At 42.9% G+C, this 15,316-nt stretch carries 11 protein-coding genes; 1 reads left to right on the top strand and 10 read right to left on the bottom strand.

Features of this window, described 5'->3' with window-relative positions:
- Positions 1–47: 47 nt before the first annotated feature.
- From ACAM22_RS00415 to ACAM22_RS00370, 10 genes are all read right to left on the bottom strand, one after another.
- A complete protein-coding gene (locus ACAM22_RS00415; protein WP_004263106.1) occupies positions 48–1,034 on the bottom strand; it encodes a rhodanese-related sulfurtransferase in 987 nt (328 codons plus the stop codon).
- Between the two features lie 132 nt (positions 1,035–1,166).
- Entirely contained in the window at positions 1,167–1,463 is a 297-nt protein-coding gene (locus ACAM22_RS00410) for a bacteriocin immunity protein (protein ID WP_023947358.1), read from the bottom strand.
- 55 nt (positions 1,464–1,518) lie between these two features.
- A complete protein-coding gene (locus tag ACAM22_RS00405; protein ID WP_023947356.1) occupies positions 1,519–2,208 on the bottom strand; it encodes a CPBP family intramembrane glutamic endopeptidase in 690 nt (229 codons plus the stop codon).
- 231 nt (positions 2,209–2,439) lie between these two features.
- Positions 2,440–3,924 (bottom strand): ABC transporter substrate-binding protein, encoded by a 1,485-nt coding sequence (locus ACAM22_RS00400; RefSeq protein ID WP_000800391.1) that lies wholly within the window; start codon positions 3,922–3,924, stop codon positions 2,440–2,442.
- A gap of 104 nt (positions 3,925–4,028) precedes the next feature.
- Positions 4,029–4,952, bottom strand: coding sequence for a carbohydrate ABC transporter permease (locus ACAM22_RS00395; RefSeq protein ID WP_000818353.1), 924 nt, complete (start codon positions 4,950–4,952; stop codon positions 4,029–4,031).
- 13 nt (positions 4,953–4,965) lie between these two features.
- Positions 4,966–5,895 (bottom strand): sugar ABC transporter permease, encoded by a 930-nt coding sequence (locus ACAM22_RS00390; RefSeq protein WP_004254906.1) that lies wholly within the window; start codon positions 5,893–5,895, stop codon positions 4,966–4,968.
- A 209-nt stretch (positions 5,896–6,104) separates the two neighbouring features.
- Positions 6,105–7,985, bottom strand: coding sequence for a beta-N-acetylhexosaminidase (locus ACAM22_RS00385; protein WP_084928737.1), 1,881 nt, complete (start codon positions 7,983–7,985; stop codon positions 6,105–6,107).
- A complete protein-coding gene (locus ACAM22_RS00380; protein WP_261090641.1) occupies positions 7,979–8,848 on the bottom strand; it encodes an ROK family protein in 870 nt (289 codons plus the stop codon). The genes ACAM22_RS00385 and ACAM22_RS00380 overlap by 7 nt, the downstream gene beginning before the upstream one ends.
- Before the next feature lie 83 nt (positions 8,849–8,931).
- Positions 8,932–11,577: an alpha-mannosidase gene (locus ACAM22_RS00375; RefSeq protein WP_261090640.1), complete on the bottom strand. Its 2,646-nt coding sequence runs from the start codon at positions 11,575–11,577 to the stop codon at positions 8,932–8,934.
- A 98-nt stretch (positions 11,578–11,675) separates the two neighbouring features.
- Positions 11,676–12,956: a glycoside hydrolase family 125 protein gene (locus ACAM22_RS00370; protein WP_369606784.1), complete on the bottom strand. Its 1,281-nt coding sequence runs from the start codon at positions 12,954–12,956 to the stop codon at positions 11,676–11,678.
- 170 nt (positions 12,957–13,126) lie between these two features.
- Here ACAM22_RS00370 and ACAM22_RS00365 point away from each other — a divergent pair, with 170 nt between their 5' ends.
- Positions 13,127–15,223 carry a GH92 family glycosyl hydrolase gene (locus ACAM22_RS00365; RefSeq protein ID WP_369606783.1) on the top strand — a complete coding sequence of 699 codons (2,097 nt, stop codon included), beginning with the start codon at positions 13,127–13,129 and terminating at the stop codon, positions 15,221–15,223.
- Positions 15,224–15,316 lie beyond the last annotated feature (93 nt).

Here is a 15,316-nt window from a genome sequence, read left to right as displayed (position 1 = left end):
TTTTTAGTAAAAAGCATAGAAAAACAGCCCCTAAGGACTGTTCAATCTTATACAGTAGCTGCTTGATCCAAGCTTTCACCGATAGCGGCTAGGCGCTCGACAACTTCAGCTTGTGTCAATTCATTTTCTGAAACATAGCGGTTACGTGGGTGAACACGGCACTCGTGTGAGCATCCACGAAGGTACTTGTCTTCATTTTCTTCTGATGTCAAGATACGACGGTTACAGAATGGATTTCCACAGTTTACATAACGTTCACATGGTGTTCCATCAAACCAGTCTTTCCCTACGATGGTTGGGTTGACATGGTTGACATCGACTGCGATACGCTCGTCAAAGACGTACATTTTCCCATCCCAAAGCTCACCTTGGACTTCTGGGTCTTTACCGTAAGTTGCGATTCCTCCGTGCAATTGGCCGACATCTTTGTAGCCTTCACGGACCATCCAGCCTGAGAATTTCTCACAGCGAACCCCACCTGTACAGTAAACCACGACACGCTTGTCCATGAATTTTTCCTTGTTATCACGGACCCATTGTGGCAACTCACGGAAGTTGCGGATATCTGGGCGAATAGCCCCACGGAAGTGTCCTAGGTCGTACTCATAATCGTTACGTGTGTCAAGGACAACTGTATCTTCGTCAAGAAGAGCTTCTTTGAACTCTTTTGGAGACAAGTAAGCACCTGTTGTTTCAAGTGGGTTGATGTCATTGTCAAAGTCGTTGTCTTCCAAACCAAGGTGGACAATTTCTTTTTTGTAGCGAACGAACATCTTCTTGAAGGCTTGTTCATTTTCTTCGTCAATCTTGAACCAGAGTTCTTCCATACCTGGGAGGCTGTGAACGTAGTCCATGTATTTTTGAGTTGTTTCGTAGTCACCTGAAACTGTTCCGTTAATTCCCTCGTCAGCGACTAGGATACGGCCTTTAAGGCCGATTGATTTACAGAAAGCCAAGTGGTCTGCAGCAAATTGCTCTGCATTTTCAATTGGAGTGTAAAGGTAGTAAAGTAAGACACGAATATCTTTTGCCATAAGATTTGTTCTCTTTTCTATTCTTAAATTTTCAGAATTTTTCATCTAACTATACTAGTATACCTGCTTGAGAAAACGAATGCAATTTATTTGACTGGAAATTTATAGAAAGAGTCCTATCCCTGTACTTCATCAGTAGCCATAGCGAATAGCAGATAATTCTCTCAATTTTTTGATCTGATCGGCTTGATTTTCTGATAACATCAACTTATTATCAATCAACACACGTGAGATGTCAACATTCATTTGACTCAAAATAAATGGGGTAGAGGTCCCATCGTCCTTTAATCGTCTTTTATAACTCACTAACTGATTTTTCAAGGGAGTCAGTTGAGGCGTATCCTTTATATCTTCCAATAGATGATTTATGATAGTCATGGCTTCACAACGTCTTTCGCTTCCTCCAGCAAACCATTTTAATGGTGTCATACTTATTTTCCTCCTTAAGTTTAAAAGCTATCATTCCTAACTCTCGCGCCAGTATTTACCCAAACACCCTCTGTAAAAAAGTCAGCAAAAATGGTAATGTTGCGAAAATATTATTAATCACATGCACCGCATAGGATGGATAAATGCTCTTGGTATAGCGGGTCAAACTAGCAAAGATGATGCCAGATGTTGCAAAGACGAAGATATCTAACAAACTAGGCAGGCTTGAAAAATGAGGAAGAGCAAATAAAATGGACGGAAGAAGCAAATCAAGGCCAAATCTCGAATGCTTAAAAAAGGCGTGTTGCAGTAATCCTCTATAGATTAGCTCTTCCATAAGTGGAGTCAGAAAGAACAAAGTTATATAGATACCTAGCTCAGCAAAGTTGGTCCCACTATAACCGATCAATACAGCCCAACCTTCAGCAGTTGACTGAACATGTTTAGCTGTCTGAACGTTAAAAGAGATCTGGAGCACTACCACTAATACTGTCAAAATCGAATACCAAAGCCATTTTTTTCTTGGAATGCGAAAGAGATAGCCGTGCCCTGTCTTAACCAGAATCCAAATCATGACTCCACTAAATAGCAAACTCAAGAGATTTTGAATCCAGACGAAATTGCCAATCTGGGAAGAAAATTGCCAATAATTTTGAACAATAAGCGTCAGCTGAGAAAGACCAAATACGAAAAATAAGTAAGAGAAAACTGCACTTATTTTGAATAGAAGTTGATACTTCTTCATATGAACTCTCCTTTGTAAACTCGATACATCTCTAATATAAGCTATATTTTCCTAAATCCTTACTCCAAATCCTAAATGGTACTTGAGATTTCCTGAATGGTTAAATAGTGATAAAAAACCTAGATATCTATGCTCTTGTTTCAAAAAATCACTGCCTCCCCCAGATAAGCCTGAGGAAAACAGTGATTCAGTTTTTAGGAATTAGGAATGAATACACGAAATCAATTGATCTTATGATTTTTTGTTTTTCAAGAATTCATCGTATTGTTTTTGCATTTCGTTCAATACTTTATCGTAAGCACCTTCAGATTTCAATTTTTCCATCAATTCTGGAATAGCTTTGTCTGGGTCTACAGTACCAGTGTTGATAGCTGTATCGAATTGTTGCATTGTGTTAGAGATTGCTGAGATTTCAGATTTCACATTGTCAGTGTTAAAGATGAATCCAAGTGCTGGAGATTCTTTAGCTTCAGCCAACTGTTTCTTAGAATCTTCGATTTGTTGGTCTGTAACGTTTTCGTTGATGTAAAGAATCCAGTTGTTACCAGTGTTCCATCCACCCATGTGAGTGTTTCCTTTGTAGCCATCAAGGACTTTAACACGGTTTTCTTTACCTGGAATTTTTTCCCAGTTCTTGCCTTCTGGACCATAAACAAGACCGTTCAAGAGTTCTGGGTTAGTGTTCAAGAGGTTTAACACTTCCATTGATTTTTCTTTGTTCTTAGAGTTGTTTGAGATGACAAAGTTAGCAACTTGTGTTGTTTGGTTTTTCTTGATGAAGTTAGTGATTGGTTTGATTTGGATGTCTTTGTTAGCAACACGTGAAAGCAAGCTGTTACCGTAGTCAGCTGGTCCTACTGTTTCTTCACGAACGAACCAAGTATCTTGTTGAAGGTCAAATGAAGTATCGCTTGTTGCTACGTCTTTTGGAATGTATCCAGCTTCATAGAATTTGTGAAGAGTCTTCAAGTGTTCTTTAAAGCGAGGCACTTCGTAACGGTTTACGATCTTAGTAGTGTCTCCTTCAAGGTCGATAACGAATGGAAGTCCATTTGGAACTGGGTAGTCAAAGTTATCAGATGGGATGAAGTTCTTAGTAACCGCAAATGGCACTACATCTGGAGCTTTTTCTTTGATTTGTTTCAAGACTGGTTCAAGTGTTTCATATGAAGTGACACCTGAAATATCGATACCATATTTAGCAAGAAGAGTTCCGTTGAAGGCAAAGTTTTGAGATGATGCAACGTTGGCTGCAACTGGAACTGCGTAAATTTTACCGTTAATGCTGTTACCTTTGATGTAAGCTGGGTCAAGTGCTTTATAAAGCTCTGCCCCTTCTTTCTTATACAAGTCAGTCAAGTCAGCATAGGCACCTTTTTGAGCATTTACAACATAGTTAGATGCAAAGGCGATATCGTAGTTTTCACCAGATGATGTGATAACTGACATTTTCTTATCATAGTCACCCCATCCAAGATATTGGATATCCAATTTAGCACCAACTTTTTCACCGATGATTTTGTTAGCATTTTCTAGCAATTCATCTAAGTTATCTGGTTTGTCACCGATTTGGTACATTTTGATAACAGTTTTTTCACCTGAAGCTGAGTCAGCAGCTTTTTTACTGTTACCTGAAAGGTTTCCACAAGCAGCAAGACCAGCAGCCAAAGCGACTACGCTAGCAGATGCAAAAGCATATTTTTTCCAGTTTTTCATGACAAAAACTCCTTTTTTTTATTTTTAAACTTATAAACAATGTAATGATCTTAACTTCACACAAGGGAAGTTTGGAAACGAGAAATGATTTTTCTCAACAAGCACTATTCTTTCACACCACCGATAGTCAAACCTTTTACAAAGTAGCGTTGGAAGAATGGATACAAAATCGCGATTGGAAGTGTTGCAACCACAACCATGGCCATACGTCCTGTTTCTTTCGGTAGAGCAACTCCCAGTTGACCAGACAGGCCGACTGCTTTGGCGATGTAGTCCATATTTTGTTGGATTTGCATGAGCAAATATTGCAATGGATACAAGTTGTCACTCTTGATATAAAGAAGGGCGTTGAACCAGTCATTCCAGAAACCAAGAGCTGTTAAGAGCGTGATGGTTGCGATACCTGGTAGTGACAATGGCAAACAGATTTGGAAGAAGATCCGGGCCTCACTAGCACCATCGATACGAGCGGATTCTAGAATAGCTTCTGGAATGGTCTTCTTGAAGAAGGAACGCATCAAGATGATGTTAAATGGTGAGAGAAGCATTGGAACAATCAAGGCCCAAACTGTATCACCAAGTTGAAGTAAACGAGTTACCACGATATAGCCCGGTACCAAACCCGCGTTAAACAACATACTAAGAAGGGCAAAAATCGTAAAGAATCTGCGATACTTAAAGGTTGTCCGTGAAATAGCGTAGGCATAAGTTGTTGTGATAAAAACGTTTGTGATAGTCCCCACCACTGTTACAAAGACTGAGATGAAGAGGGCTTGGAGGATTTTATCCTTAAACTGTGCCAAAAACTCAAAACCGTCTAATCCAAATTGAGATGGGAAGAAGCTATATCCATTTTGGAGGATACTCTTTTCATCTGTCACCGAAATAACGATAACGAATACAAAAGGTAGGATACAAGAAAGGGCAACCAAACCAGAAATGGTACTAAAGAAGATATCTGCTTTCTTACTGAAGGAGTGAATGCCGACATTATCAATTTTTTCTTTTTTAATTTTCTTTTCTGCCATATTCTCCTCCTTTCTAGAACAAGGCTGAGTTTGGATCAACTCGTCTTGCCAGTAAGTTTGATAGGATAACCAGAATCAAGCCGACAACTGATTGGTAGAGACCTGCTGCTGAAGCCATCCCGATATCCGCTGTCTGAGTCAAACCGTTATAAACATATACGTCCAAGACGTTGGTTACATTATAAAGCTGACCAGCATTGTGGGGGATTTGGTAGAAGAGACCAAAGTCTGCACGGAAGATGTTTCCGACTGCAAGGATGGTCAATACAGTTACCAATGGTGTCAACTGCGGAATAGTTACATTGCGAATTCGTTGCCATTTGCTAGCCCCGTCCACTGTCGCTGCTTCGTAGTAGGTTGGATCAATTCCCATGATTGTCGCATAGTACATGACACTGCTATATCCAAAGCCTTTCCAAATACCAAGGAAAAGTAGGAGATAAGGCCAGATGCCCAAGTCAGCGTAGAAATTGACTTCCTTCATTCCGATAGATTCTAGGAAATGGTTGAATACCCCTTTATCAATGTTTAGGAAGGCATCTGTAAAGAAACTGATGATAACCCAAGACAAGAAGTAAGGGAACAACATAGAAGTTTGGAAAATCTTAACCATTCTCTTAGAACGGAGTTCACTTAGGATGATAGCAATCCCTACAGATACAATCAAACCGATAAAGATAAAGCCGAGATTGTAGAGGACAGTATTTCGAGTGATGATAAAGGCGTCTTTTGAACTAAACAAGAATCTGAAATTATCGAGTCCGACCCATTTACTATTCACGATACTATCTATAAATCCATTACTGGTCATGTGGTAGTCTTTAAAGGCAACCACGTTCCCAAATACTGGAATGTAGAAGAATAGAATCAACCAGAGTGCCCCTGGCAAAACCATCAAGAGAAAGATCCAGTTGTCTCTCAAGGTTTTTGAAAACTTATTCATAATTTCCTCCCCTTTTTATTTTGATATCCATCTAAAAATTCCTTTTTAGACTTTTGATAACGATTACATTATTAGTATACTCCTATTTGAAGGTTAGGTTAAACTACTAATTATAGAAAAAACTCCACAAATTATTTTATGTGGAGTACTTTTTTAAGAAAGGGATGTTTCACGAGAAACACTCTGCTCAAGGCAAGGTGTTCTTGTTTTTAGGTTGTATAAATGGTTGAAGCTGTCGCAATGGTATGCCACTGGTTGGCTGTTGTGGCTGCGAAGTCCTTGTCTGCGTAGAAGTCTGTAAATGGTAAGATTTCCACTTCTAACTCATCGATGCGGTCAATCTGACCAGCTAGATAAGCCTCGATGCGGCTTTCTGCTCGCTTGATGCGTTGCAAGAGTCCGCCCATACGGATATCAACTGTGTCCAAGCCAAAGACCTTGTTTTCTTTCAGCCATTGGTTGCTAAAGAGAGCATGGAAGTCTTCAATTTGGCTTCTGAGTTCTGGTAATTCTTGTCTGGCAATTTCTTGCAGGCTTTCTTTATCACCTTCTTGGTAAGCCTGACGAATGCGCCGTCCCACATCGACTTTGCTACTTAAAATCTGATTCAACTGGGCCTGAGTTTCAAAGAGGTAGGCATAGTTGCCAGCTTTTTCTTTAATGTTAGCAAGCGTCTCAGCAGCCTGAGCGAAGTGCGGTTTGTCCTGTTCAGGTGTCATGTGTCGATCAAGGATCGGACAGAGAATATCCTGATAAAAGACATAGCGGTTAGGATTGATCCCGCTGAGATTACCCGGTAGGTCTGGCAAGAGATTAGCTAGGTCAATCTGCATAAAGTCCTCAACCGATAGACCAGTATTAGTCTGGAAATGAGCAGACAAATGGTCTAGGTCATTGCGATAGCTGAGTTCAGCCCAGATTTGCAAGCTTGGGAGAATAGAAAACTGGGCTGTTTCCCCACCATTGTCCCCCCAACCCGTCACGATGACTTCTTTGATATCATTGGCACGGCAGGCTTTATTAGCTTCGACTGCGATGAGACGGCTGAAATGGTTGTTGGGTGTGAAACCAATCCACTTCCAAGCTCCCCCTGCAAAGGCAAGATCATGGCTAATCTTATGATGATTGCGGAAATTGCGGTTGTATTTTTCCTCGCTATCCTGATAATAGTCCCAGTAAACTAAGGTCACACGATCTTTGAGACGGTCCAGGTAGACACGAGTTTCTTCAGGAATTTCCACATCACGGTCGTACTGGCCATCTGCTGACATAAGTTTAAAGAACATATCGCTCCACATCTGGCAGTGGAAACCATATTTGTCAGCAATATCCAGCACGCGCTCCAAGTGTTGGCACATGAGGAGACTACGATCCACAACACCGTTCAGAATCAAGTAGCGTCCCAAACCAACCAAGTGGGCTTCGTCCATCCCGATATTGACCTTGCGAGTTTGTAGTTTAGACAGAGTAGCAAACATACCATCAATCAGGTCATAAACCTTTTCTTCGCCGATAAGAAGGATATCCTCCACATCACGGAGCTCCTGGACTTCTTTGACACCCCATTTGACGAAAGCTGACAAGTGAGCCAAGGTCTGGATACATGGCACAAAGATCATGTCAAACTGCTGGGCATAGGTTTCAATTTCCTGCAATTCCTCAGCTGAGTAGGCTCCACGGAAATAGCCAAAGTAAGGCTGCCCTTCAATCTGGTAAGTGTCTTCCATGTAGAGCTCAAAAGTTGAGTAGCCCATGAGAGCTAAGACCTCAATCATCTGCTTGGCAGAAGCCACATTCAGCACCGCATTTCGAGAACAGTCAGCCATGTAGGCTAAATCTTCATAAGCCGCCTTCTCCTTAATCTCTACTTTATCACCTTCTGCTAGAGCTGTTACCAACAAGGACAAGGCGCGATAGAGTTGGTGAGGTTTGCGATAGGTTAGTTGATAGTGTCCACCCTCACCCTTGATAGAGATAGAGGCTTGGTCAGATTGGGCGACAGCTACTTCGACATCTGGTAGAGAAATGTGCTTTTGAAGCAACTCTATAGCTTGATGTTGTTTACTGCTAATTCCTGTAAATCTTACCATTGATTTTCCTCCTGTAACCAGTTGACAAGGGCACCGTAGAGATTAGCATCTGCATGATAGGTGCAGGCTTGGATAACGGGTGCGACCGTATATTCTTCGTAGGTGTCAACAAAGTCATCTACAGCCTTCTTGACACCTTGAATAAAATCTGGATTTTGACTGATAGAGCCTCCCAGACTGATGACATCTGGATCGATGAGATACTGGATATTAAGCAAACCTTGCGCCAAATTACGATTCATCCGCTCAATGGCTTCTTGACAAAGGGCATTGCCTGCTGCAGCCTCTTGGTAAATCTTGCGACCGTCCCAGTCAGTCTGACCAGATTTTTCAATCACGTATCGCACCATATTTCCAGTTGACGCTAGTTGCGACCAGTTGTTGAGTTTTTCAGCAGGGGCAAGGGTTGTCATGTAGCCAAATTCTCCACCTAGGCCGTGGCGACCTCGATGAAGCCTTCCATTGATAATCATGGCTCCGCCAATTCCAGTCCCAATCACGACACAGGCTGCATTTTCAAGCTCTGGATGAGCAAGCAATTCACTGAGCCCAACGCAGTTGGCATCATTTTCAAGATGGACAGGTAGCTGATGATGGGCAAGGGCTTCATACCAAGAAAAGCCGTGGATATAAGGAACGGCACTGAAGCCATCAATCACACCTGTTTCTTGATTGACCGCTCCTGGAACGCTCATAGCAATCCCGCTGTAATTCTGCTCTAACAAGCACTGGTCTAGCCAAGCTAGTAAATCCTCCAAACTTTCTGGCGTTGGAATGCTTGTCTTATTCAGTATTTTCCCATCAGGAGTCAGACTAGCAAACTTAATCCCAGTCCCTCCGATATCAATCGTTGCAATGGTCATTGTTTTTACCATAAAAAGGGGCGAATCAGCAGTTAGTTCTTACTTTTTCGCCCCTCCTTTCTTTTTATGTTTACTTTTTGAAATTAAATTTCTTCTTTTTTGATCAATTCTGTACGAATCTCTTGCGGTGCAATGAGGCCTCTATGAACTGGGTATGGTCGTTCAAGTAGGTCAAGGAAGAGATGTTGACTTTCCGGTACACGTACATTTTCACTACACATATTGTAGTAGCGAAGAACATAGCCTTCTTCATTTTCGGCTACCTTAAAAGCTGTTGGACAGATTTGCGGTATGCTGAGAACAGAATGGCTCAAGAGGCTACCAGTCGCAGCCACGCTTCCTTCCTGTCTAGCAAGCTGAAGGCTGGTAAATTGTGTCTGCAAGGCTTTCGCGCGACGAAAAGCTGAAAAACGTTCTTGGGCTTGGTGGCATTCAATCGCAAATTCGACTTCAAACTCACGCAAGCACTGAGCCTCTGGTGTTGGGAAGTAGCCCCAGTCACCCAACTCACCTGATGCACGCAAAATAGTCACGGCAATGGTGTCATCTCCTAGAATTTCGTATTCATTCAATCCCTTGTTAGATACAGTCACACCTTTTTCATCGTCATACAGACTAACAAAGGCTTGTTGGTGTTGAGGATTTTCAGGATTTTCCCATGAAGCTGCTGGTTTGTTTGGTCGTGTCACCACTTCATAGATGCTTTCAGAATCATTGCTTGGACGCGTGTTATGAGTCTTGACCAAGAGACGGATACGGTGGTCTTTGGCAGTGTTGGTAAATCGAGTCTTGCAACGGATTTGTGGATTGTCAACAAAGACAGTCAACTCAGTTTCAAGAGGAATGCTTGTCAATTCTTCTGACCGTCCAGCTTCACGCTTCATAAACTCGATGATGCCTTTTTGCTCTTCTTCTAGCTTTTCATCGGCACTGACAGGCATGGTCAATTCATGTTTGAGCAAAATCTTAGCGTAGCGAGCTGTGTTTTCCAAGATCTCATAACCCTTAAGCTCTGCATAGATGGGCTCTGTTCCTTTTGGTTGGAAATAAATGTACTCGTTTCCGATGTCACCACGGTCTTCGAAGCGGATAAAATCTTCATAGGCTTCGTGAGTTGTCTTGTCATAGACTGTGATGTTGTCATCCACACTCACCGTTACAAATGGCGTATCAATCGCTCCGTTTTGGTAGATGCCATCACGGTGTTCTTGTTCTCCTTCCAGCAATTGGAAGGTTGTCCAAGAAAGCGGTGCTAGGTGAACGGGGATGGTCACGCGCACTTGACGGGCAATACGAGCTTGGCGGAACTTGTCTTTTGGTAAATCATACTCAAAATTAGCCCCAAGGTCTTCGATTTTAGCCTCTACAGGACGACCATCCAAGTCTTCCACACGGTAGCTTGGCAAGGTTAAGGCAGCCATCTTCTTATAGCCTTCTGTTGGGTGCAATTCCTTGAAATCACAAGTCGCCACATCAATCACTGTGCTGACCGTATCAACCTTATCATGCAAGCCTGTGTTAATGACAGTAAAGAGATAATCACTTTGAGCCTTAGCTGTAGCGATTTTACCCTTCCACTCGTTAAGAAGATTGCTCTTAACAAAGTTTCCGACCTGATTGACCTTGGCAAAACGCGTTTCCATCTCGCGGTGAACTTCGTCCACGCTACAGCCACAGATACTATCATGCGGCGCATTCTGCAAAAGTGTTTTCCAAGCATAGGTCAACTGGTCCTTGTGGTTGTGTCCACCAGTGATAATGGTCAAGGGTTCCACCACTTGTTCTAGCAGATTGCTATTTTCTTGAAAGGCTTGTTTGAGATAAATACGAGATGAAGAAGTGTTGGCAAGTGTGTACCAACCATCAGTTTCCTGACTGGTCAACTCACCTGTAACCGTTGATAATTGCTCTGGTAGGGCACTTTCCACGGCTTGGACATATTCATCAAAAGAACTATGAACAAAGGTTACATCTGGGAAGAGTTCATTTGCCACACGAATGGCTTCACTCAAATTTTTCTGGACAGGCTGGTGGTCACAGCCGTTCATCATCAACCATTGGTTGGTCGAAGCATAGGCACGCACATCTGACAATTTTTGTTTCCAGAAGGTCAAGGCCTCTTCTTTATCAACTGGGATTTCATTCCCATTACTGTACCAGTTGGCAAAGAGAATCCCGAGGACACGACTTCCGTCCGCACCCTGCCAGTACATTTCTGAAAACTGAGAAGTAAACTGCTCATCTTCGAGGACTTGGTTATCAAATCCAATCGGCTTCACACCACGACCAAAAGCGGCCACGTGAATGCCTGATTTTTGAAGGATTTGAGGCGCTTGCCCCATATTTCCAAAGGTATCTGGGAAGTAACCAATCTGGGTTGATTTGCCCCATTTTGCACATTCTGCTTGACCAATCAAGGTATTGCGGACGTTGGCTTCACTTGAAATCAAGTAATCATCCTGCAAGATGTAAAAGGGACCAATTTTAAGTTTGCCTTGGTCGATGTATCGTTGGACTTTGTCGCGATTTTCAGGGCGAATTTGCAAGTAGTCGTCAAGGACAATAGTTTGTCCATCCAAGTGGAAACTCTTGAACTCAGGGTCATTTTCAAAGAGATCAAAGAGATTGTCAAATAATTCCACCAACTGCATACGGTGGCTTTCAAAAGGCAAGTACCACTCACGGTCCCAGTGACTATGTGAGATAATATGTACGACAACATTTTCCATGAAGTAAAACCTCATTCTAAATTTAAATTTTTATTGTTAACGTTTTAAATGTAAATTTGTGATTCTTTCCAAGAATCAGTTGCGCTAAAGCGTGTTCCTTAGCGGATATCCAAGTAATCCAAGACCAACTCACAGAACATCATATTAGCCCAAGAGAACCATTCACGAGAGTAGAGAGTTGGGTCATCTACGTGAAAGCTTTCGTGCATGACACCTGTTCCCCCATCACAAGCAACCAGCTGATCCAGCAAGAATTTTTTCTCTGCCTTATCTCTTGTTGTCAAACCTTGGATAGAAAGGGCGATTGGCCAGATATAGCGATAGAAGGTATGAGAACTTCCGAGACCACTAGCGTATTCTCCTTGGTAGAAGTAGGGATTTTCAGGGCTCAGAATGGTACGACGAGTTGCTTGATAAACTTCATCATCGACCGAACAGTAGCCCAGATAAGGCACAGCCAACAAACTTGGTACATTTGGATCATCCATGATGCTAGCATTTCCTAGACCATCCACTTCAAAGGCGTAAATCTTTTCGCCCTTACTGTTGGTGGTGTAGGCGTAGTTTTCGATTCCTTCTTGGATTTCATCCTGAAGACGCTTAGCGTCTGTGATAACACTCTGGCTATCAGCTAGGTTTAATGCTGCGAAGATCTCTTGCACATAACCCAAGACTACTACAGCAAACATATTTGACGGTATCAAGTAGCTATACTGGCAACAGTCATCACTCGGACGAAAAGCTGACCAGGTCATGCCTGTCACTGCAAAATCAGGGCCAAATCCATCATTTACCAAGGTGTCTTCCTTACGATCGGTATCACGAACAAAACGATAAGGTGAATTATTGTGGTCTTGTTCCACCGTCCACAGATGAAGAATTTCCTTGGTCGCTGCGACAAAAGTCTCATCAAACTGACTAGTCTCGCCAGTCTCTTTCCAAAGGAGATAAGCCAACTGCAAAGGATAGCAAAGCGAGTCCACCTCGTACTTGCGTTCCCAAATCCAGCCATTAAGGTCTGTGTGGTCGGTCTCGTGATGCCCCTTCCAGTTTTCCTCGATGTTAAAGGAATTGGCATAAGGATCCTTGAGTATCAAGGTCATCTGACGTTTAACCAAACCTGCAATGGTCTGACGCAGGAGGGCATCTCTTTTAGCAACATGCAGGTAGGGTCTGAGTTGGGCTGTCGAATCCCGAAGCCACATAGCAGGAATATCCCCGGTCAAGACAAAGGTCGAACCATCTTCTAGGATTTCAACCGTATTGTCCAAGGTGTCGGTGTAGCAACGCTCGAAAACATCCACCCACTCTGGATGGTCCTTAGCCTGCTCTGCCACTTCATCTAGCCATTCTCTAACAATTTCTTTTGAATAAATCATCGTGCAGTATCCTCTTTCAAACAAGTTTCATTTTCAGTATATAGCTTTTGAGACAGAAAATACATACACAAATGATAGTCATTTTTCTACAAAATAGTTATCTTTGAAACTCCTTTTCTAAAGGCCCTCTTTTTCTGATATAATGTAGAAAAACAGCTAAAGGAAAGACTATGAAACCACTACTTGAAACCATCGATACCCGCTTTGGAACTTCCAGCAAGCATGCCTTTTCTCGGGGAAATACCCTGCCATACACAGGCGTTCCTTTTGGGATGAATTACTTTGTGCCCCAGACCAGTGACCAGGAGGGAGCTTGGTTTTTCGATCCGCATCTGCCCATCTTTCAGGGAATTCGATTGACCCATCAGCCCAGTCCTTGGATTGGCGACTACTCTTGGCTCCTTCTGACACCTGCCACAGGCCAGCTAGGTGGAGACAGCCTCTTTCACCGCCAGTCTTCTTATGATATCGAAAAAGCCTCTTTCCAACCTCATTATCTGAAGATTTTCTCCCTGCGCTATCAGATTGAAACCCAGCTCACACCGACTTACTACGGTGCTTCTATTCGTTTGGAGCAAAAGCAAGGCAAAGCACTCTCCCTCTATCTTCACGCAGCAGATGAACTGACCGTGGAGCAAGTAGATAAGCGAACTCTTGCCCTGCGACAAGAAGGTAAAACTGAGACCAACAAAAATCCACTAACGATGTTCACATCCCTGCAAATGAATACGGATATTCTTGCTATCAGCCAAGAAGACGGAGACTGGCGAATTGACTTGGAAGATAGTCATGCCGAGATTCAACTAGCGACTTCTTTCATCTCCCCTTCTCAAGCTCTAGTCAATCTACCTCAAGAAGATTTTGATAGCTGTAAAACAAATGCCAAATCGGACTGGGAAAATCTCCTCCATCGTTTTGATGTTATCGAGACAGGAGAGGCTGACCGAACCTTCTTTGATCACTGCCTTTACAGACTCTTCCTCTTCCCACAGACTTTTTATGAGATTGATGAATCAGGGCAAGCCATCCACATGGATCTGGCTACTGGTACTGTCAAGCCTGGTATACTCTTTAGCAACAATGGTTTCTGGGATACCTTCCGCACCATCTTCCCCCTCTTTGCCCTTATCATACCAGAACACTATCACCGCTTTTTAGAAGGTTTTCTCAATAGCTACCGCGATACTGGCTTCCTTCCAAAATGGCTGGCTCCAGATGAACGGGGTATGATGCCAGGTACACTTTTAGACGGTATTATCGCAGATAGCGCCTGCAAGGACATGGCTCCCGACTTGGAAGAAGAACTCCTCCAGGCTATGCTTGAAACAGCCACCAAATCCGACCCTCTCGGCATCAATGGTCGCCACGGACTAGCCCAATACCAAGAATTAGGTTATCTCTCTACCGACCACCACGAAAGTGTCAGTCACACTCTTGACTATGCCTATAGCGACTTTTGTATCGCCAGCTGTGCCGAAAAACTTGGTCAGAATGACATCGCGGAAACTTATAGAACTGCGTCACAAAATTACCGCCATCTATTTGATGCTGAGACAGGTTACATGCGAGCGCGAGACAATCAAGGAAACTTCCGTCCTGACTTCTCTCCTTATAGTTGGGGACGTGATTATGCCGAATGTTCAGCCATCCAAGCAACTTTAGGTGTCCTCCACGACATCCCAGATTTAATCCAACTTATGGGTGGAAAAGAAGCCTTCAGCAACTATCTTTTGAAAACCTGTCAAGATGCTCCCCTCTTTGAGACAACAGGCTATGGTTACGAAATTCACGAAATGAGCGAAATGGCTACTGCTCCTTTTGGACAACTCGCCATTTCTAACCAGCCGAGCTTCCACATTCCTTATCTCTTCCGCTACAGCAACTACCCTGACTATACTGCCCTTCTCATCAAGACTCTCCGTCAGAAAGCCTTTCACCCAAGCTGGCAAGCCTATCCTGGCGATGAGGACAATGGCAGTCTCTCAGCCTGGTACATCTGGTCAGCTCTCGGTTTTTATCCGACCTGTCCAGGAAAACCAAGCTATGATCTCGGAATCCCTCTCTTTGACCACCTCCGAATCTATCTCGCTAAAGAAGATAAATGGCTAGATATTCATACTGAGCAAAACCACAACCATTTTAACTTTGTCAAAGAATGCCGACTGAACACAACTCTAGTATCAACTATTCAACACCAAGACCTCCTAAAAGCTGATCAGCTAACCTTCACCCTCAGCTGGTTACCAAGTCAGCCGTCCACTTCCTGAAATACAAAAATCTCCTAGCAGACTTTCCTGCTAGGAGATTTTCTTATGAGAGGTACTTGCTTAAGCTTTGAAAATCGGATTTATCATCTGATG

The organism is Streptococcus sp. SN-1 (assembly GCF_041154385.1).
Classification (GTDB): domain Bacteria; phylum Bacillota; class Bacilli; order Lactobacillales; family Streptococcaceae; genus Streptococcus; species Streptococcus mitis_CT.
This window is presented reverse-complemented; position numbering and strand designations above follow the sequence as displayed.